This window comes from Kordia aestuariivivens, from assembly GCF_014397005.1.
Taxonomy (GTDB): domain Bacteria; phylum Bacteroidota; class Bacteroidia; order Flavobacteriales; family Flavobacteriaceae; genus Kordia; species Kordia aestuariivivens.
This window is the reverse complement of sequence record NZ_JACGWS010000005.1, coordinates 258,095-277,319: the sequence shown is the minus strand read 5'-3', so window position 1 is coordinate 277,319 and position 19,225 is coordinate 258,095. Positions and strand designations below refer to the sequence as shown.

General features: G+C 33.6%; 18 protein-coding genes. 10 read left to right on the top strand and 8 right to left on the bottom strand.

Features of this window, described 5'->3' with window-relative positions:
• Positions 1 to 554: 554 nt before the first annotated feature.
• From H2O64_RS10375 to H2O64_RS10355, 5 genes are all read right to left on the bottom strand, one after another.
• Positions 555 to 1,409 carry a substrate-binding domain-containing protein gene (locus H2O64_RS10375; protein ID WP_187562125.1) on the bottom strand — a complete coding sequence of 285 codons (855 nt, stop codon included), beginning with the start codon at positions 1,407 to 1,409 and terminating at the stop codon, positions 555 to 557.
• 14 nt (positions 1,410 to 1,423) lie between these two features.
• Complete coding sequence (locus tag H2O64_RS10370) at positions 1,424 to 2,293, bottom strand: nucleoside phosphorylase (RefSeq protein WP_187562124.1); 870 nt, start codon at positions 2,291 to 2,293, stop codon at positions 1,424 to 1,426.
• Positions 2,286 to 3,215 (bottom strand): DUF1835 domain-containing protein, encoded by a 930-nt coding sequence (locus tag H2O64_RS10365; RefSeq protein ID WP_187562123.1) that lies wholly within the window; start codon positions 3,213 to 3,215, stop codon positions 2,286 to 2,288. Before H2O64_RS10365 ends, H2O64_RS10370 begins: the two co-directional genes overlap by 8 nt.
• Positions 3,216 to 3,566 (bottom strand): translation initiation factor, encoded by a 351-nt coding sequence (locus H2O64_RS10360; protein ID WP_187562122.1) that lies wholly within the window; start codon positions 3,564 to 3,566, stop codon positions 3,216 to 3,218.
• Between the two features lie 186 nt (positions 3,567 to 3,752).
• Positions 3,753 to 4,703 (bottom strand): isopenicillin N synthase family dioxygenase, encoded by a 951-nt coding sequence (locus H2O64_RS10355; RefSeq protein ID WP_187562121.1) that lies wholly within the window; start codon positions 4,701 to 4,703, stop codon positions 3,753 to 3,755.
• Between the two features lie 216 nt (positions 4,704 to 4,919).
• Between H2O64_RS10355 and H2O64_RS10350 the strand changes: the two genes are divergently transcribed.
• The 8 genes from H2O64_RS10350 to H2O64_RS10315 all read left to right on the top strand — a co-directional run bounded on the left by H2O64_RS10350 (position 4,920) and on the right by H2O64_RS10315 (position 14,568).
• On the top strand, positions 4,920 to 6,917 hold the full coding sequence (locus H2O64_RS10350) for an alpha-ketoacid dehydrogenase subunit alpha/beta (RefSeq protein ID WP_187562120.1): 1,998 nt from the start codon (positions 4,920 to 4,922) through the stop codon (positions 6,915 to 6,917).
• Between the two features lie 68 nt (positions 6,918 to 6,985).
• Entirely contained in the window at positions 6,986 to 8,302 is a 1,317-nt protein-coding gene (locus tag H2O64_RS10345; RefSeq protein WP_187562119.1) for an alpha/beta fold hydrolase, read from the top strand.
• Positions 8,303 to 8,512: 210 nt separating this feature from the next.
• Positions 8,513 to 9,208 (top strand): hypothetical protein, encoded by a 696-nt coding sequence (locus tag H2O64_RS10340; protein ID WP_187562118.1) that lies wholly within the window; start codon positions 8,513 to 8,515, stop codon positions 9,206 to 9,208.
• Positions 9,209 to 9,340: 132 nt separating this feature from the next.
• Positions 9,341 to 10,081 carry a LytTR family DNA-binding domain-containing protein gene (locus tag H2O64_RS10335; protein WP_187562117.1) on the top strand — a complete coding sequence of 247 codons (741 nt, stop codon included), beginning with the start codon at positions 9,341 to 9,343 and terminating at the stop codon, positions 10,079 to 10,081.
• A 144-nt stretch (positions 10,082 to 10,225) separates the two neighbouring features.
• Positions 10,226 to 12,301, top strand: coding sequence for a DUF2306 domain-containing protein (locus tag H2O64_RS10330; protein ID WP_187562116.1), 2,076 nt, complete (start codon positions 10,226 to 10,228; stop codon positions 12,299 to 12,301).
• Between the two features lie 80 nt (positions 12,302 to 12,381).
• Positions 12,382 to 13,050 (top strand): DUF4386 domain-containing protein, encoded by a 669-nt coding sequence (locus tag H2O64_RS10325; protein WP_187562115.1) that lies wholly within the window; start codon positions 12,382 to 12,384, stop codon positions 13,048 to 13,050.
• A 203-nt stretch (positions 13,051 to 13,253) separates the two neighbouring features.
• Positions 13,254 to 13,562, top strand: coding sequence for an immunity 53 family protein (locus H2O64_RS10320; RefSeq protein ID WP_187562114.1), 309 nt, complete (start codon positions 13,254 to 13,256; stop codon positions 13,560 to 13,562).
• Positions 13,563 to 13,587: 25 nt separating this feature from the next.
• Positions 13,588 to 14,568 (top strand): NAD-dependent epimerase/dehydratase family protein, encoded by a 981-nt coding sequence (locus tag H2O64_RS10315; RefSeq protein ID WP_187562113.1) that lies wholly within the window; start codon positions 13,588 to 13,590, stop codon positions 14,566 to 14,568.
• A gap of 1 nt (position 14,569) precedes the next feature.
• Here the strand turns inward: H2O64_RS10315 and H2O64_RS10310 are convergent, their stop codons facing one another.
• Positions 14,570 to 15,676, bottom strand: a complete 1,107-nt coding sequence (locus H2O64_RS10310) for an acyltransferase family protein (RefSeq protein ID WP_187562112.1) — start codon at positions 15,674 to 15,676, stop codon at positions 14,570 to 14,572.
• A 201-nt stretch (positions 15,677 to 15,877) separates the two neighbouring features.
• Here H2O64_RS10310 and H2O64_RS10305 point away from each other — a divergent pair, with 201 nt between their 5' ends.
• Complete coding sequence (locus tag H2O64_RS10305) at positions 15,878 to 16,021, top strand: hypothetical protein (RefSeq protein WP_187562111.1); 144 nt, start codon at positions 15,878 to 15,880, stop codon at positions 16,019 to 16,021.
• Positions 16,022 to 16,055: 34 nt separating this feature from the next.
• Here H2O64_RS10305 and H2O64_RS10300 read toward each other — a convergent pair whose 3' ends face one another.
• Positions 16,056 to 16,922 carry a LytTR family DNA-binding domain-containing protein gene (locus H2O64_RS10300; protein WP_187562110.1) on the bottom strand — a complete coding sequence of 289 codons (867 nt, stop codon included), beginning with the start codon at positions 16,920 to 16,922 and terminating at the stop codon, positions 16,056 to 16,058.
• Positions 16,923 to 17,089: 167 nt separating this feature from the next.
• On the opposite strand from H2O64_RS10300, the gene H2O64_RS10295 reads away from it, so the two are divergent.
• Positions 17,090 to 18,247, top strand: a complete 1,158-nt coding sequence (locus H2O64_RS10295) for an endonuclease/exonuclease/phosphatase family protein (RefSeq protein WP_187562109.1) — start codon at positions 17,090 to 17,092, stop codon at positions 18,245 to 18,247.
• 25 nt (positions 18,248 to 18,272) lie between these two features.
• Here H2O64_RS10295 and H2O64_RS10290 read toward each other — a convergent pair whose 3' ends face one another.
• The gene (locus tag H2O64_RS10290; RefSeq protein ID WP_187562108.1) at positions 18,273 to 19,199 is read right to left on the bottom strand and encodes a M23 family metallopeptidase; all 927 of its coding nucleotides are present in this window, start codon (positions 19,197 to 19,199) and stop codon (positions 18,273 to 18,275) included.
• Between the last annotated feature and the right edge of the window lie 26 nt (positions 19,200 to 19,225).

Here is a 19,225-nt window from a genome sequence, read left to right as displayed (position 1 = left end):
AAAACGTCATTTTTGGTCGATTCGCAGAAGGAAAAGAACCATTCGTCGACACTTTTCCCCTTTCGAAAAGGGGAAAAAGCCCCTAAGAAAACAGGCGTTTCTACGCGGGTCAACAGGTAACATGTTGACCTACTGTAATTAACAATATAAATAGGCTGTGTAAAAAAAGCGTTCGGTTGAACGCTTCGACGAATGGTAATCGTAAGTTTTCAATTTAGATTATTGAAATTCAATTTGTACTTTTATTAAGTAAACATTGGATTAATAATACTATTCTCAATTTTTTCTTTTCTTTTACTTTGCTCGCACAAAGAAAAGAAACAAAAGAAAGTGCGCTTTTTCCATAGGTATTTTTAGCTGAAAAAGCTAAAACCGTATGTGTTTTCTAAATTTTTTAGTTCACGATTTTCTATTTTAAATTAATGAGTTCATGAATCTACGATTTCCAAGGCTTCAAAAATTTTTAACGAAAAACACCTACTATACTGCGGAAAAAGAACATATTACTGTGAAAAAAATTATTATATATTTTTTTGAATTGAAGTAAATTGAAACTATAAAATTTTATGTGTAAGCTTTTCGTAATCCCACTTTTCAGGAATGATAGCTAAGCTGAGAAGTTTGTCTTGTACTTTTGTAATGGTTTTTTCATCGATGAGTTCCTGACTCCATTCCGTAAGCGACAACCATTTTTGAACATCTTCTAATTGTTGCTCATAGCGTGTGGCAATCATTTGATCAATCTCAGGAATTTGTTTTAAATCCGACGTCATTTCGTTGATAATGCGCAATATCGTTTTAACGGTTTCTTCATCTTCAGCTAATAATTCATTTCGCACAGCAATAACAAAACATGGCCAAGGCGTAGGACAATCGTCAACTCTTCTAAAAATTCCTTGATCTACGAGTGGTTTTGTGGTAAAATGTTCCCACATGAAGTAATCACCTTTTCCTTTATTTAAACCGTCAATGGCGCCTTCTAAGTTATTGATGACTTCAAAACCTAAGTTATCCGTGTCCCAACCGTTATTTTCGGCATTGATATATGCCATTAAGTGCGAACCTGAACCATACCGACTAATTGCGGCATCAGTACCTTTTAAATCGTTTATGGTGTTGTATGTTGAGTCTGCAGCGACGTGAATTCCCCAAATTAAAGGCGATTGCACAAAAGTTTGTACTATTTTAGAAGGATTTCCATCAATAATATCTTTTATGATTCCTTCGGTAAGAATGACGGCAATGTCAATTTTTTCACTTCTAAGTGCTTTACACATTGCGCCAGTTCCGCCAGGATAATCTTTCCATCTCAAACTGATTCCTTCTTTTTCGTAGGCACGTTCTTTTAGTGTAAGATACCAAGCTAAGTTGAAATGCTCAGGAACACCACCAATATTTATTTTCTTCATTTGAGGCTTTTATATTATACTAATTTACCTAAAGTATATTGAATCAATGTATCGACTGTTTGTTTTGGTGCTTTGCTAAATTGCCCCAAAGGTCTGTTTGCAATGATCGCATTCATAGAAATAGCGCGATGTCCTAATAAATTTGCCAATCCGTAAATTCCAGCAGTTTCCATTTCTAGGTTTGTTATTTTTTTATCTTGATGATTAAAATTAGCTAGTTTATCATTTAGCTGTTCATCTTGAACGTTTAAGCGTATTTTTCTACTTTGCGGACCATAAAAACCAACATTTGTAGCTGTAAATCCTGCTATTGTTTGTTCAGATGAAAGTTGGTCGATTAATGCTGGATTGCCTTTCACTACATACGGAATTGATTTTTTGGGAGACCATTCGGTTTGTTTTACAAAAGCTTCTGCAATTTCAGTATTTAATACATGATCACTTTCGTAGAAGTGTAATAAGCTATCAAAACCAATTGCCAATTCGCTAATGACAAAACTATCTAAAGGAACATCAACTTGTATAGAACCGGAAGTTCCAATGCGAATGATATCAAGTTGTGTAAGGGTTGATTTCACTTGTCTCTTTTTGAAATCTACATTGACAAGCGCATCCAATTCATTGAAAACAATGTCAATATTATCGGTTCCAATTCCTGTTGATAGTACTGTAATACGTTTTCCTTTGAGTGTTCCTGTGTGTGTTACAAATTCACGCTTTGCCTTTTTTACTTCAATGGTGTCAAAATATTTACTGACCGCAGAAACTCTGTCTGGATCACCCACAACAATTACCGTTGATGCGATATCTTCTGGAAGAAGATTTAAGTGATAAATACTTCCGTCAGGATTTATAATTAACTCAGATGCTGCTATATTACTCATGTTTTGTAAGTATTTGTTTTGATGGATGATAGCAATATTCATATTTTTTACAATTGCCAAAAATGGTATCATCCGTAAGTTGATCATAGAAACTTTTTATATGATCCATGGCTAAAAGCCCGTGTCTATTCAATACTAAACGATCGTTTTTTGTTTCAAAGAAAGAAGCTAGTTTAGTAATTATATTTCGTATTTGTAAATCTCCAAAGCCATAATAACCTTGATATTGCAAGATGTAGCCTGTTAGTTGTAGCGTATTTTTGATTTCTTCTTTGTGAATAATTTTAAGGATATGCGTTTCTAATACATTCAATCCACTTTCTACAGATGGAAATCGTTTTAAATGCGCATTGATACAGTTTGTTAAGTACGGAAATGAAGATTTGACCATTACATATCTTTTAAAACTTACATGATCGTTTGTACAATATAAGCGCCATAATTCATCTGCCAATCTCAGGTCTTCTTTTGTAAGCTCTATTTTGTTTGTGTAATGATCGCTTAATTGTTCGTCGGTTAGTTCTCCCAATCCTTTTAGGTTGGTTTCTCCTTCAATCCAACCGCTGCATACTAAGTAGATAGGTGTTGAAAGTCCTAATTGTCTCAAATAGCTCAACGCTGCAATCATATTAATGTGACAGAATAAATCGTATTCAAACCATAATACAATCGATGTATATTTCGTGTAATCTGTCGTTAATAATGGTGTCAAAAAAGAAGTTGTATAGGTTTCTTCTGTTGCATTGAATTGTTGTAAATAGGCAATGCGTTCGTTTTTAAACGCTTCTGATTTTAAATCAAAAACGGTTTTTCCTTCGCACAACATTTCACGCCAAACGAGTTGATCGTCGTGAATTTCGATAGCTTCTAGTCGTTCAACTAAGCTATCACCATTGAGAATATGTAGTATTTTATGATTCATTTATCCGCCAACACGTTTTACATTATATCCTTCTTTTTGTAGAATTTGAACAATTTTATCACGATAATTCCCTTGAATGATAATTTCATTGTCTTTCACGCTTCCGCCAACGCCACATTTTACTTTTAACAGTTTTCCTAGCGCTTTTAAGTCTTCTTCAGTACCCGCAAAACCTCTGACAACAGTTACAGTTTTCCCACCACGACCTTTGTTGCTAAAGTGCGCTTCTAAGTATTGTTCGTTGTTTGCTAAGGTTTCATCAGCTGCATCATTCTTCAATTCAAAATCATCATTGGTGGAAAATACAAATCCACCTAAATCTTCTAAACTACTGAGTTTTTTCTTTGCCATGTATCGTTTCTTTTACGTTTTTCATCAATCAGTAAAACGCACACAATTATTTTGGTTTAAATATACTGAATTTACACGATGAGAAATATGAATTTTGTCATAATTCCTTTCAAAAAATAACACTAATAGCAATGCCATTAGTGTTATGAAAGATATTCGGAAATAGTTCGTTTTTCCTTGCGGTTGTTATTTTTTTACCAAACCTAGTTCAATGAGTCGCTGACTTAAAAATTCGCCAGCAGTAATATCATCAAATTTCTTTGGATTGTTTTCATCAATACAGTTTTCTAAGCAATCGAGCGGCATTTCGCTAATCGGATGCATAAAGAACGGAATAGAGTAGCGTGAGCTTCCCCAAAGTTCTCTTGGCGGATTTACCACTCTGTGTATGGTAGATTTTAGTTTGTTATTACTGTGACGCGATAACATATCACCTACATTAATGACCAATTCATCCGGATTCGCAATGGCATCTAACCATTCACCATCATGACGTTGTACTTGCAATCCTTTTCCATGCGATCCCATTAATAAGGTAATCAAGTTGATATCGCCATGCGCTGCGGCACGAACAGCATCTTTTGGTTCGCTTGTAATTGGTGGATAGTGAATTGGACGTAAAATACTGTTTCCGTTTTTGATGAAATTATCAAAATAAAATTCATCTAAATCTAAGTATAGAGCCAATGCACGTAATACATAAACGCCTGTTTTTTCAAGCATTTTGTAGGTTTCTTTTCCAACTTTATTGAATTCAGGCAATTCATTAACCGTAACATTAGCTGGATATTCAGCTTTTAGTTTATCATCGTCTTCTACATATTGACCAAAATGCCAAAATTCTTTTAAATCGCCAACTTTTCTGCCTTTAGCACTTTCTTTTCCAAACGAAACATATCCACGTTGTCCGCCAATTCCTTCTATTTCGTAACTACTTTTAGTCTCTATTGGTAACGAGAAGAATTTTTTGATTTCGTCATATAAATTATCTACTAATGTTTCGCTCAAAAAATGTCCCTTTAAGGCAACAAAACCAATGTCTTCATAGGCTTTTCCTATTTCATCAATGAATTTTTGTTTTCTTTTAGGATCATCAGACAAGAAATCAGTAAGATCTACACTTGGGATATTTTTCATGTAATTCAAGTTTAAATAGTTGAGAAACGCATGGTTGACTGTAAAACCAATTGTTAATAACTTTATAGCTGTTAAACGCTTGTTTTTACAAATGTAGCTAAAAATATACGGTTGAAAAAAGAGAGTTATTAACAATTTTAAAAATTCTTAGATTGTGTTTTGATGAACCGTTTTTTTTAGTCATTTTTGAATATCTATTTAATATGCATTATAACAATGCCAACCACAGAACAAACCATGTTATATAAAAAGGGAAATTTGACCAACGAAACGTTGATCTCGCTATATAAGAAAATGCTGAAACCGAGAATGATAGAAGAGAAGATGCTCATCTTACTTCGTCAAGGAAAAATCTCAAAATGGTTTGGCGGAATAGGGCAAGAAGCCATTGCTATCGGTGTAACTTTTGCGCTTACAAAAGATGAATATATCTTACCAATGCACCGAAACTTAGGTGTTTTTACAACGCGTGAAATTCCGTTGTATCGTTTGTTTTCGCAATGGCAAGGAAAAGCAAATGGATTTACAAAAGGTCGCGATCGAAGTTTTCACTTTGGAACGCAAGAGTTTAATATTGTGGGAATGATTTCACATTTAGGACCGCAATTAGGTGTTGCAAGTGGAATAGCGTTAGCAAACAAATTAAAAGAAAATAAACATGCCTGTGCTGTATTTACAGGTGAAGGTGGAACAAGTGAAGGAGATTTTCATGAAGCACTCAATGTAGCTTCTGTATGGAGTTTGCCTGTATTATTTTGTATTGAGAATAATGGTTACGGACTTTCTACACCAACATCAGAACAATATAATTGTGAAGATTTGGCAGATAGAGGCAAAGGCTACGGCATGGAATCGCATATTATTGATGGAAATAATATTTTGGAAGTGTATACGAAAGTTTCTGAATTAGCCGAAAGCATTCGTGAGAATCCGAGACCAATTTTACTCGAATTCAAAACGTTTCGTATGCGTGGACACGAAGAAGCAAGTGGTACAAAGTACGTTCCGCAAGAATTAATGGACGAATGGGCAGCTAAAGATCCGTTAGACATGTATCGTAATTTTTTACTGTTTGAAGGATTGCTTACTTCGCAAATTGATCAAGTGTATAAAACACAAATTACAGATGAAATCAACGAAAATCTACAACTTGCTTTTGAAGAAGAGAAAATAACTTCTACTAAAAGTAATGAATTAAATGATGTATATCAAAACTATACATATCAAGAAGTTAATCCAAATAATAAAGAAGAAAATATTCGTTTTGTAGATGCAGTTTCTGAAGGTTTGAAGCAATCTATGGAAAAGCATGATGACTTAATTATCATGGGGCAAGATGTTGCTGAATATGGTGGTGTTTTTAAAATTACAGATAAATTTATTGACTTTTTTGGAAAAGAACGTGTGCGCAATACACCAATTTGCGAATCTGCAATTGTTGCTGCGGCATACGGACTTTCAGTGAACGGAATGAAAGCTGTGATGGAAATGCAGTTTGCGGATTTCGTTTCAAGCGGATTCAACCCAATTGTAAACTTATTAGCAAAATCACACTATCGCTGGAATCAAAATGCAGATGTTGTGGTGCGAATGCCTTGTGGCGCAGGTGTTGGCGCAGGACCTTTTCATTCGCAAACAAACGAAGCTTGGTTTACAAAAACACCAGGATTAAAAGTGGTTTATCCAGCATTTCCGTATGATGCCAAAGGATTATTGGCAGCAGCGATTAACGATCCGAATCCTGTGTTGTTTTTTGAACACAAAGCCTTGTATAGAAGTGTGTATCAAGATGTACCAACAGATTATTACACATTACCATTGGGAAAAGCTTCTGTATTGAAAGAAGGAACTGACATAACCATTATATCGTATGGAGCAGCCGTGCATTGGGCATTAGATACGTTGGGGAAGAATCCTGAAGTTTCTGCGGACTTGATCGATTTGCGTTCGTTACAACCGTTAGACACCGAAGCAATTTACGCTTCCGTAAAGAAAACAGGAAAAGCAATCATCTTACAAGAAGATTCTTTGTTTGGAAGTATTTCTAGTGATCTTTCAGCAATGATCATGGAAAACTGCTTTGAATACCTTGACGCGCCTGTAAAACGATTGGCAAGTATGGAAACTCCAATTCCGTTTGATCAAAGCTTAGAACAGCAATATTTAGCGAAGAACGAGTTTGAAGCGGCTTTGATGGACTTGTTAGCGTATTAGATAGCTTAGATTTTTAGATTCTAATCCAAATCCTAATATTATATAATTAAGCAATCAAAAAACACCAGATGCACAAGATTTTCTTCAAATTCATACAACGATTCTTTTTTATCTCATTTTTTATAAATGTGCATGCGTTAACGGCTCAGTCTTTTGGGTATCTAAACCAAAAGGTGGATGTTTCAGTTCATCAAAACAAAGCATTTAAGTTTTCAGCAAGTATTAGAAAAGATACTTCTGATAAATACGCATCAACCTATTTATATTTGACTTTAAGTAACAGTTTGACTAAAGGTAAATCGTTACTATTTGAATCAACAGAGAATATGCCAGTAAGTAAAAATTGGCAGACGTTTACAATTGATGGTACGATTGATCCAACTGCGACTTCTCTTTTGTTTGGAATGACGTGCATGAACCACGGGAAATATTTTTTTGATAATTTCAAATTAGAGATTCAAAATGAAGATGGAGTTTGGGAAGAAATATCAATTATAAATCCTTCTTTTGAAGATAACCTTGATACTAAAAAACCTGTTTGGGGCAATACATCTATGGATTCTAATAGAGAATTTACTGCTAAGATTACTAATGAAAATCCAAACAGTGGTAACTATTGTTTAAAAATTGAACTAAAAGATTTTTATGGCTCAAATGATGAGAATGGGGCTTTTGTATATGTAAATGGCGTAAAATTATATTATGAAATTTATGGAGAAGGAAGTCCGTTATTATTATTGCATGGAGCCGGACAATCTATAAATGCTTTTAAAGATCAAATAGATTTCTTTTCAAAACATTATAAAGTAATTGCGCTCGATAGTAGAGGTAGAGGACGATCGACAGATAATGATGAAGAACTGACTTATGTAAACCAAGCAAAAGATGTAAAAGAATTTCTAGATGAGTTAAAGCTAGATGCTGTGGATATTATTGGTTGGAGCGACGGCGGAATTATAGGATTGATCTTTGCTATGGAACATCCTGAAAAAGTTAAAAAATTAGTAGCGATGGGCGCAAATATTCATCCAGATGGTTTATTTCCTCAACGGTTGAAAGAACATAAAGAGACTTTAAAGAAGCTAGAAATTGATGAGAAATCAAAAAAAACTATCAATTATAAGATTTATAAACAACTGATTAATTATCCACAGTTAAAGTTTGAAGATCTTAAAAAGATTGTTTCTCCAACGTTAATAATGGCGGGCGACCACGATGTCATTACAGATTTGCATACCGTGAAAATTTTTCAATCGATTCCAAAAGCAAATCTGGCGATATTTCCAAGTGAAACACATTGGTTTCCTGCAGCGAATCCAACATTGTTCAATAATACCGTATTTGATTTTTTACAAAAAGATTTTAAGAAGCCTAATAGATACTAAATTTGAAATCTCATCAAAGTTGCTGGAATCCTATTGAATTGAAAAATAAACTACCGTTAAAATTAATTCTTACATCTATGTACGCCATTTAATACAGGCGTATACAATTCGTAGACAGGTACTATTTTAGTACGATGCAAAAAATATTTATACAATTCAATAGCCTATATTTATTGAGGTACTTCCAAAGAATATAAATTATTGAAATTTATGAATGCACACGCTGAAAAAATAAATACAAACAAAAACCAATCCGTTGCAAATACTATTTCTAAAAAACAGCACACAAGTAACTCTTCTTTTCAATTTACGGATAATCGACCTGAAGCTGTAGCACAACTAAAATTACAAAACATGATGACTAACATCCCAAAAGTTAGTCTCACGAGTCAATTACAGAAGAATGTTACGTTTACTGGAAAAACCATTCAGCTCGTCAATCGTTTAACAATGCATTCAGCACCAAAGGACACAAGGTTATCGGGTGGAGGAAAAGGTTCTTCAGTTAATACAGGGAAAGAGGTAAGTGCAGTTATTGCTTCGAAAAATTTAACAGACATGAAACATTCTCGTGATGCATTAAAAAGGTCTATTAAAGTAAGAAGTAATTCTATGAACCCCGACGATAAACACGCAGGAAGAATAGCTCAAGAAAAAAGATGGCTGGCAAGACTAAATAAAGCTATTGCACCATTAGAAGCAGCTAGTACTGAACAAAGAAGAAGAATGCTAATGGGACGCAGACCAGGACCATCAGCACCACCATCTAATGTGCGAATGCCTGCAAATGCTGGATGGGGCGGAATACGCGCAGCAGCTCCAGCACCAGCGCAGCAACCAATACGATTTACACCACATGAAGAACGTCACGCGCTTGGATCTCTTTTAGATGATATCAATGCATAAGGTGTGAAATTTTTAACGGATATATAGCTATGTTCATTCATTGCAAAAATATATTTTCTGTAAAACCATGATTGCAGTGTAACAAACTTTAAAAATGATTGTCTACTTTTAAAGTCTCATTAGTTTTACTGCATGAAAAAATTAAATCCGTCCATCAAACATCACAGCCTAATAGGAGCATTTATTAGTGTTTGGATTTTTCTGTTTGCTTTTTTTATACGTCCTTTTGAACATGGAACAATGGATTTACAGGTATGGATTAAAGTCAGTCTTGGCTTTAGTTTAGTAGCCTTTCTATGTTATGGTTTGACAAGTTTTCTGCAAAAATTTGTATATCAAAAAGTTTCAGAATGGAGTATTCGACTCGAAATAATGAGTTTGCTTTTTTTCTATATATTATATACCATAAGCACGTATATCTATTATAAAAGCTCCATTATTAAAGGTATTTATGATTTTTTTGAATTTTTCACTGAAATCATTTTAATCGCCTCTTTAATTCTAACGCCAATACTCATCTTAGTTAGAATATATTCTATAAAATTAATTCCTGAAACAAGCGATGCTATTACCATTAAAGGAGATAATAAATTAGACATTTTAAAGATCAAACAATCGGAACTGATTTGTATTTCAAATTCTCAGAATTATGTTGAAATTTTCTTTCTGGAAAATGGTCAATTGAAATCAAAATTAATACGAAGTTCATTGAAAAAACTTGAAACAAATTTTGACTTTTTAATTCAAGTGCATCGTTCACACTTGATTAATCCCGCACACTTTAAATCGTGGAAAGATTCCACCACTATTTCATTGACACAACTAGAAATTCCTGTTTCAAAAAATTACAAAAGCCGTTTATTGGCATTATAATTTGTACCTAAAAAGCCGTTTTTTGTACCAAAACAGTACGTTTTCACCTAAAAAGACACGCTTTATACCTTCACAAGTAAATCATACATAAGAACGCTCATTTGATATTATTTTTGGCATTCATCAATCTAAAAATTTAATCAAATGAAAAAACTAGCTTGGCTCATTTTCGTGGGCTCCTGTTTATTATTTAGCTTTCAACCTGTAAAATACTTTTTAGCAGACGGACCTATTGGTTTATTAAATTCAAAACCACTAGATAGTAATATGTATAAAATTTCTTTTTTTATTCATATCGCTTTTGGCGGAATTGCATTACTCATTGGCTGGATCCAATTCAGTAAAAAATTCCGAAATAAGTATTTAAAAATACATCGAACTATTGGTAAAATTTATGTGACTTCTGTCTTAATAAGTGGTCCTTTTGCGTTTTATATTGGCTTTTTTGTTTACGGAGGAATTCCAACACAGATAGGATTTACGCTTGGTGCGTTATTCTGGATCATCGCTACATACATGGGCTATCATGCGATTAGAAACGGAAATGTAGCCAAACATAAAGAATACATGATGTATAGTTATGCTGGCACTTTTGCAGCAGTTACATTGCGACTTTGGTTGCCTATGCTAATGGCGTTCACAAGTTTTAAAGTAGCGTATGGAATCTCTGTTTGGTTAAGTTGGCTTCCAAATGTTTTTGTAGCATACTTAATTATTCATAAAAAAGATGCGCTTATCGCGATTTATAAAAAATATCGAATTAAAAGAGTTGTAATCGCAATGCTAATTTTAATAGCAACCGCATTTATTAGTTCGTATATGAGTCCGCAAACGTGGTTATATAAAAGCGCGACTTATGAAGGAACTGCTTTTGAAAAAGCAATAACGATCGCCAATTCCAGTTTTACAAAAGAAAAACTAAACGAAATTGACACCTATCTAAAGGAAGAAGTAAATACGACAAGCATGGTGGTTTTGGAACATGGTAAAATTGTCTATGAATACGGAGACATTTCGGAAATTAGTTACAATGCATCTGTTCGAAAAAGCATTCTTTCAATGTTGTATGGAAAGTATGTAACCAACGGAACTATTGATCTGAATCAAACTATTGGCGATATGGGAATTGACGAAGATGATGGTTTGTTGCCGATTGAGAAACAAGCCACCATTGATCATATTATAACTGCCAGATCTGGTGTGTTTCACCTGCCTGCAAATGGTGGTTATGACACCGATAATGTCAAAGAAAGAGGAAGTGTAGCTCCCGGAAGCTACTTTTTATATAATAACTGGGATTATAATGTTGCTGGATTTATTCTCGAAGAAAAAACAGGAAATACAGTCTATGAAGAATTAGGACAACAATTGGCAATTCCGCTTGGTTTTCAAGATTGGAATATTGAAAATCAATACAGATCCACAAATGAAGATAATTCTCGGTATTCAGCATATCACATGCATCTTTCTACCAGAGATATGGCAAAAATAGGACAATTAATGCTCCAAGAAGGAACATGGAATGGCAAACAATTAATTGATAAAGATTGGATAAAAAAAACAATTACAACAGTAACGCCAACGGATACTATTAGCAAACGATATTATAGAGATGCATCAAGTCCTGTGCAGTCTTCGTATGGATATATGTGGTGGTTGCATGAACGATTTTATGACAATCCCGATTTTGAAGGCGCATATTCGGCTAGAGGCGCTTTTGGACAATACATCACCGTAATTCCTAAGCGAGATGTCGTTATCGTGCATAAAACGACCGTAGACTTGCTTACGCTTCTTAGTTTTTCAGATCGAAGTTCAACTCCATATTGGCGCTATTTATGGATTCTAAGGACGCTTATGCTAGATGGAAAAAGCATTGAACAGTTAGCGACTGAAAAATCAACAGATGAAATTATTGAATTCATAAAAACGGAATATAACAAAGACTCTGAATATGCAGTTTCTGAACGTTTAATCAATGAATACGGGCAATTGCTAGCAGCCAACGAAAAACATGAAGAAGCAATCCAGTTTTACAAATTAAATTTAGAGCGTTATCCTTCGGGATATTACACACATCGAACCTATGAATATTATGGACATTCTTTAGTGAAACTAGGTAGGAGTGATGAAGCATTAACTATGTTTGAGAAATCATTAGAATTTCATCCAGATAATCAAGTAGCTAAAAAAGAAATTTCGAAATTGAAAAATAATTAAAGCAAAGCGGAAATAGTAGTTTATTGTAACATTCTGAATTTTAGCACGTCTTACAAGCTATCAATCAAAAAAACAATACAATGAATTCAAACAAAAAAACGGCAAGAATCGTAGGAATACTTTTCTTGCTCATTTTCGCTATTGGTGTAACAATGTATCAATTTTTACAAAGTTCACTCTTTGCAGATGATTTTCTCACAGCTACTGCTGCTAATGGAAATCAAATTATAATTTCTACCTTATTTGGAATTATAAGCGGTGTATTATCGATTACAATTGCAATATTATTATTGCCCATATTTAAGCGGCATAATTACAATTTGGCATTTATATATGTAGCATTCTCTATTCTAGGGTTTGTAGCCATCTTTGTTGATAATATCAGCGTGTTATCGCTGTTAGATTTGAGTAATGTATATGTAGAAAGTGGAAATAGTACTTCTGATTCACTACATCTTATGGGAACCTTGCTGTATGAAAGGCATTCTTGGACACATTATTTTTCACTATTAATATCTTGTTTCCCAGTCTTTTTCTTGTATTATGCATTGTACGTTTCGAAGTTAATTCCAAGAGTTATTTCGATATTCGGAATTGTTGCAGTATTGCTCATGTTTACTGAAATAGTGTTTTCCATTTTTGGAAATGGGATCAGTATGAATATGATGATGCCAATGGGCTTGGTTCAATTATTACTTCCAATTTGGTTATTAATTAAAGGATTTAATTCACAAGAAGAAGCAAAGTAGACTAGAAGAATACTATGTTTCCAACATAAAATTATTAGCAAAAGCGCAACAAATTCTGTTGCGCTTTTGTCTTTATTGGAAATTGTAGCAACGCTGAACATTAAAATTCTCTTAATGATTATGATTTTAGTTAAGAAACGTGTAGTTTCGATTTGAAACAAAAAAGATCACAAAAACAGATCAATTTTAATAACGTAATGCAAATGGATATTTTAGACTGGATACAGAATTGGTTCAAGAGTAATTGTGATGGAGATTGGGAACATGGTGATGGAATTCAAATTACTACCTTGGATAATCCAGGTTGGGACGTTGAAATTGATATCTCAAAGACTTCAATAGCGAGTATGAATCTAGATTGGATTTTGAACGAAAACAGCAAACAAGATTGGTATGGTGTAAAAATTGAAAACCAAAAATTTAACGCAGCAGGCGATTCTGGGAAACTAATTTTTCTATTAGGTTTATTCAAAGAAATGATTGAGAAAATTGAAAATAATACAATTGGCTGATAACGTATGATGCAACAAAACTGATATGGATAAGATCTTGATAATTGGCGGCACCAATTTTATTGGTAGAAATCTCATAGAAAAGCTGTCTGCAACTAAAAAATACGATGTAACAATTTTCAACAGAGGAATCACGAATCCTGAACTATTTCCTAAAATTAAAAGGATTATTGGCGATCGTAATTCCAGTGATGTAAAACGAATTCATCAAACGAATTGGGATTATATTATTGATCTTTCTTGTTATTTTCCACAATCGTTGATCGATATTTTAAGCGGACTTTCGTCAAATTTGAAAAAATACATTTTCATTTCAACCTGTTCTGTGTACGAAGATGTAAAAGTTAATTTTGGGATTGAAAACGATTTACTTAAAACCTGTAATAAAACTCAATTCAGCGATCAATCAACCAATTCGTACGGAAACAGAAAAGCTGAATGTGAACGAATACTTGAATCTTCTAAAATTAACTATACAATTTTACGACCTGATTTAGTCTATGGAAAATATGATCCGACAGATCGATTTTACTATTGGTTGCACCAAGCAAAAAAGTATGATAAAATCTTAGTTCCAAATCACGGGAAACCGTTATTTTCTTTAACGTATGTGCATGATTTAGTAACTGCAATTGAAAAAACGATTGTTGAAAAACCAGATAGAGAAAGCTACAATATTACAACGACGACAGAAGCTTCAATTCGACAAATAATAGACTTTACATTAGAAGAAACAGGAAACAAACCAATATTCATAAATGCGAGTTCACACTTTCTAAAAGCGAATAAAATAGCTGAATGGACTGATATGCCCGTTTGGATAGACAGTGAGTATTCCGTGTTTAACAACAAAAAAATAATTGACAATTACCAATTAAAATGTACGGACTTTAAAACTTCGGTGAGCGAAACTATCGAATATTACAATTCACTACATTGGCCAATTCCAAACTATGGAATCGATAGAGGAAAACAACTGAGTCTTATTGAAAAAATAGTGAATTAGATCACACTCGTTTCTTCATTCCAAATAGTACACGCGTAATTTTAAACGGATACACTAAGAATCTGTAAATCAGTATAATAATTGGGAAAGAAGTCACCAATAATAACAACATTTTTAATGGAATATTCAGCTCAAACTGAATGATGTAATACGCCAACACAATCAGTACTGTTTGATGCAAAATGTAAAACGGATAAATTGCTTCGTTGAGTTTTTGAACCAATACACTTTTCTTATTGAACCAAATTTGCGCGTATCCTAAAAGTGTCGTTACAAACGTCCAACCAACTAAACAGCAGACAATGTACCAAAGATTCCAACGTTGATTGATGGTTAAATATGGTGAAATCCATTCGCTCGGCATGAAATAGTACGCATAGAAAACGATCGTACTTATGATGAACAAAACGGCGTTTAATTTGCGAAACTGCTTCAAGTGAATCCAAGTACCTTCTGCGGAAGCGAACAAAATCCCCATCACAAAAAAGAAACCGTAATAAAAAGTGGAAGACAGATTTAAAATGTCTTTGCTGTCGCTTGGAAAGTATTTTTTTGAACTAATTAAAATCAAGATTAACGGAAGTACGCCAAAGAAAACGCCAAACTTTTTAGCCGTAATTTGTTCAAAAAAGCACAACAAACGATTTGATTTTGAAGATTTTAAGAATAAAATCAGTGGAATCACAGCTAATGAAATCCAAAATAGGTTTTCAATAAACCAAAGATGATTGATGCCAAAATCAGCATTTTTATACACCTCAAAATAGGAAGCATATTCGTTGATATGTTCAAAATAGGTTTGTGGCGGCACAATGATTAATACACCAAAAAACAGCGGAACAAGCAACCGAACAGCACGTTCTTTTGTGAATTGAATCCAAGTTCGTTTTGAAAAGGCAAAAATAGTTCCAGTTCCAGAAATTAAGAACAATAAGGGCAATCGAAATTGCTCAAAAAACACCATCATATCGTCTAATAATTTGCTCGAATCCGTATTCATGATGTGAAAATCATCGCCGTTAAAAGGCATTCCAACGTGATGAAGATATACTGCCAAAATCGCAATAACGCGTAACCAATCTAAATCATACCTGCGTAGTGTCGCCATAAAAACCGTTCCTTTTTTGATGTGACAAACATACTAATGATTTTCATAAAACCTCTTTGAATGTGACTGTTTGCAAGGGAAAGTGACGAAATACACGTTTCGACTTCGCTCAAGTAAAATAGTTCTTAATTACTACGGTATTACCATACAGGATTACTGATATTATTTTATAACTTTCATGTTAATCATAAATAATATATCATGAAAAAAAGAAATCTAAAGTCATTAGCGCTAAACAAAAAAGCAATTTCCAATTTTAAAATAAATCATATCAAAGGTGCAGGATCAAACCATACAAACTGCCGTTGGTGTGTAACGAATCGGTATGGAAGTTGTGATGATTAATAGTCTAATTGGAAGCGAGCTTCGGTTCGCTTTTTTATGTCATTTTTGAAAAATAAGCATTAAACGCTGTAATATTCGAGCGGGAAACAGGAACGGTTCCTGAATAATCTTCTAAGGACAATTGATAACCTTGCGCATTTCCTGTGCAAGCTGTTATTTTCTGCAAATTAACCAAGTAGGAGCGATGTGTTTTATAAATATTAGGAAATGCTTGCAACTGTGTTTCAAGTTCTTTTAATGTAATGCGAAGCAGTATTTTTTTGACTTCTGAATCATTATAAATGTAAATTTCGGTATAATTACTTTCCACTTTCGCGAATAGAAACTGCGCGATATCAAATTGATAATTCTCTGTGAAGGATGCAATATTGACAAGTTGTTGTTTGATGCTTTTATTCGGTGCTTGAAGCTTCAATCTTTTGAGGCTTTTAGTGCTTTTATAAATCAAGCGTTCTAAATTGAGCGGAAGCACAATAATCAATAACAAAGTGCCGACTAAGAACGTATTCCGAATTTCTTCAAAAAAGTACCGAAGCGACCAATTATTTGGATTGTCGTAAATAACATCTCGAATCAAAAAATCTGTAATTCCAATACAAAGTAGCAGAATTGATAAGTGAAAAATCTCTTTTCCCAATGTCCAACGCGAATCATCTTTCAGGCTCCAATTGACGATTGTAAAGTATACAAACGCAATCGGAAACGGTAAAAACGCATGAATAAACGAAATCCAGAAATAATCCATCTTATGCTCAGCAACATTCACTTCAAAAGGTTCAAAAGTATAGGAGAAGAAAAAACTCAATGCACTTATAATTCCTAAAAAAAGCAACAAACGCTGTGTATTTCTATATAAATACGGATACGGTTCTTGAAGGTATTTTATCAGCTTTGAAATCAAAAGGTTAGATTTGAGGTGCTAATTTAGGCTTTATCTTAAAAACTATAAATATTTAATTCAGTATTTAGTATAAGATTTTTGATTTGTTTTTGTAGTAATAGGCTTAACATTAAATTAACATAATATATTTTAAATATCTGTAAATTAGAGTATTAAACAATTTTATTATGTGGTACAATGATTTAAGACCTGACAGTGAGTTAAGAAATGATCGATATTCTTTAATCATGCTCGATGAAAAAGACAATTTTCAACGCATGATGACAGATGAAGACAAAAAGAGAACCATTCTCAATATGAACAGACTTAAAGCTGGAATTAGAGATCAAATACCAAACAAAAAAGTTGATCAAAACTTGCTATTAGCATCTTGGAATATCAAAAACTTTGGAAGATTACGAGACAGAACTCCTGAATCATTATACTATATCGCTGAAATTATAAGTGCTTTTGATATCATTTCAGTACAAGAAATCAATGGCAATCTTTCACACTTCAAAAAAATAATACGATTGCTTGGTAGTGATTGGAAATATACGCTAAGTGACGTAACCGAAGGTAATTCGGGTAATGATGAACGATTTGGTTTTATATATGATTCTAGGCGTGTTACGCATTCTGGACTATCAGGCGAAGTTGTAATTCCAGAAGATCTATTGTCTGCACAACCAATTTTAAGACAACTTAAAAGAACGCCTTCTTTTGCAGGTTTTGAAAGCGGATGGAAAAAGTTTTCAATACTAAGTGTACATCTACATCCTGGAGATGATAGTAATGGTCCTAATAAACCTACGGATCAAGAAATCCGAAAGGAAGAAGTAAAGCTTTTAATAGAAGTATTAAAAGAACGAATGAAAGATGCCGTAAATGATGAAAATCGGAATATGATCATTTTAGGAGACACCAATCTTTACAAAAATGATGATGATATCGTAAAACTAATTACAGATGAAGGTTTTTCAGAAAGTGAAAGCTTGCTTGGAAAATTTACAAATACGAGCCTAAATCAAATCTATGATCGAATATTTCTTAGAGTAAGCAAATATTTCAAACTCGTAAAAGATAGCAATGACAAAGAGGTTGGAGGCGTTTTTAATCTCTTTAACTATGTCTATATAAATACGCCCGAAGAAATAGCGAATTATCACGATTTAATGTTGGAACACAAGGATAATCCAGCAACCTTAACAAGTGATCAGAAGTTTATAAAATATTTTAATGCGTATTGGAAACGCAATCAAATAAGTGATCACTTACCAGTTTGGTTAGAAATAGAAACGGATAGCAGCGCTGGTTTTTTAAAAAATAAACTGGCTAAACTTTAGAAGGTTTATAAATTTCTTGGAAAAGCTATTGCGTAACAATCAATTTCTGTCCAACCTTTAATGTACTCGTTCTACGAATTGAATTCTCTTTGCACAAAGATGCAATCGAAACATTGTATTTATTAGAAATTCTCGATAATGTATCGCCGCGACGCACAGTATAAATCTTTTTTTCGTCTGCTTTACTTTGAATTGCCTCAGCTTCAGTTGTACAAACTTCTACTTTCGATTTGCGCTTAGAATTATGTCTGTATGCTGCTGTCCATTTTTTGGTGACCCAAATTTCGTTGCTTCGTATGGTATGCTCTTCATTTGAAAAATCAAACAAATATTCTGGGTGAATTGGAATTCCTTGAAACAATACTTCTAAATGCAAATGACTTCCGCGTGCATTTCCTGTCGTGCCACCTTTTCCAATAACTTGTCCTTTTTGAACCGTATCATTCACTTTTACAGATTGACGTGATAAATGTGCATACACAGTCTCTAAGCCGTTAAAATGGCGTACAACCACTGTTTTTCCGTGTCCGGAATGTCTATTTACATATCTAACAACACCATCAAACATTGCCATAACGTTATCGCCTGTAATTAAGTCAATATCAATTCCGTTGTGTGGTCTTCGATTTCGCCAACCATAACGTGATGTAATTACTTTTTTACGGTTTATCGGAGATGCGTACGTGCTATCTTCAAACGAAATATGTAACGGGTAGCTCTTTTTAACTTTCTTATAAGGATTAAACACTTTTGTGTTCCAGTTTTCAGCAATCCAATCTTTTTCATCGGAATCTTTTGGAATAGTATCGTTCTGTAATGCTTTCAGCGCAAGCGAAATAATAGGAGAAATAGTCTCAAAATGGTCTTTCTCAATTGCTAAGCTATCTTGTGTTTGACTGTGCACACAAATACTTATCATAAGTGCACAAACGATCAAAAAAAATGATTTCATACGGTAGTTCTTCAATTTAGTTTTAT

Excerpts from the sequence above, each read along its gene's own strand:
- H2O64_RS10375 (WP_187562125.1), bottom strand. The coding sequence starts at position 1,409 with ATGAAGAAAATAAATATTGGTGGTGTTCCTGAGCATTTCAACTTAGCT.
- H2O64_RS10370 (WP_187562124.1), bottom strand. The coding sequence starts at position 2,293 with ATGAGTAATATAGCAGCATCTGAGTTAATTATAAATCCTGACGGAAGT.
- H2O64_RS10365 (WP_187562123.1), bottom strand. The coding sequence starts at position 3,215 with ATGAATCATAAAATACTACATATTCTCAATGGTGATAGCTTAGTTGAA.
- H2O64_RS10360 (WP_187562122.1), bottom strand. The coding sequence starts at position 3,566 with ATGGCAAAGAAAAAACTCAGTAGTTTAGAAGATTTAGGTGGATTTGTA.
- H2O64_RS10355 (WP_187562121.1), bottom strand. The coding sequence starts at position 4,703 with ATGAAAAATATCCCAAGTGTAGATCTTACTGATTTCTTGTCTGATGAT.
- H2O64_RS10350 (WP_187562120.1), top strand. The coding sequence starts at position 4,920 with ATGCCAACCACAGAACAAACCATGTTATATAAAAAGGGAAATTTGACC.
- H2O64_RS10345 (WP_187562119.1), top strand. The coding sequence starts at position 6,986 with ATGCACAAGATTTTCTTCAAATTCATACAACGATTCTTTTTTATCTCA.
- H2O64_RS10340 (WP_187562118.1), top strand. The coding sequence starts at position 8,513 with ATGAATGCACACGCTGAAAAAATAAATACAAACAAAAACCAATCCGTT.
- H2O64_RS10335 (WP_187562117.1), top strand. The coding sequence starts at position 9,341 with ATGAAAAAATTAAATCCGTCCATCAAACATCACAGCCTAATAGGAGCA.
- H2O64_RS10330 (WP_187562116.1), top strand. The coding sequence starts at position 10,226 with ATGAAAAAACTAGCTTGGCTCATTTTCGTGGGCTCCTGTTTATTATTT.
- H2O64_RS10325 (WP_187562115.1), top strand. The coding sequence starts at position 12,382 with ATGAATTCAAACAAAAAAACGGCAAGAATCGTAGGAATACTTTTCTTG.
- H2O64_RS10320 (WP_187562114.1), top strand. The coding sequence starts at position 13,254 with ATGGATATTTTAGACTGGATACAGAATTGGTTCAAGAGTAATTGTGAT.
- H2O64_RS10315 (WP_187562113.1), top strand. The coding sequence starts at position 13,588 with ATGGATAAGATCTTGATAATTGGCGGCACCAATTTTATTGGTAGAAAT.
- H2O64_RS10310 (WP_187562112.1), bottom strand. The coding sequence starts at position 15,676 with ATGGCGACACTACGCAGGTATGATTTAGATTGGTTACGCGTTATTGCG.
- H2O64_RS10305 (WP_187562111.1), top strand. The coding sequence starts at position 15,878 with ATGAAAAAAAGAAATCTAAAGTCATTAGCGCTAAACAAAAAAGCAATT.
- H2O64_RS10295 (WP_187562109.1), top strand. The coding sequence starts at position 17,090 with ATGTGGTACAATGATTTAAGACCTGACAGTGAGTTAAGAAATGATCGA.
- H2O64_RS10290 (WP_187562108.1), bottom strand. The coding sequence starts at position 19,199 with ATGAAATCATTTTTTTTGATCGTTTGTGCACTTATGATAAGTATTTGT.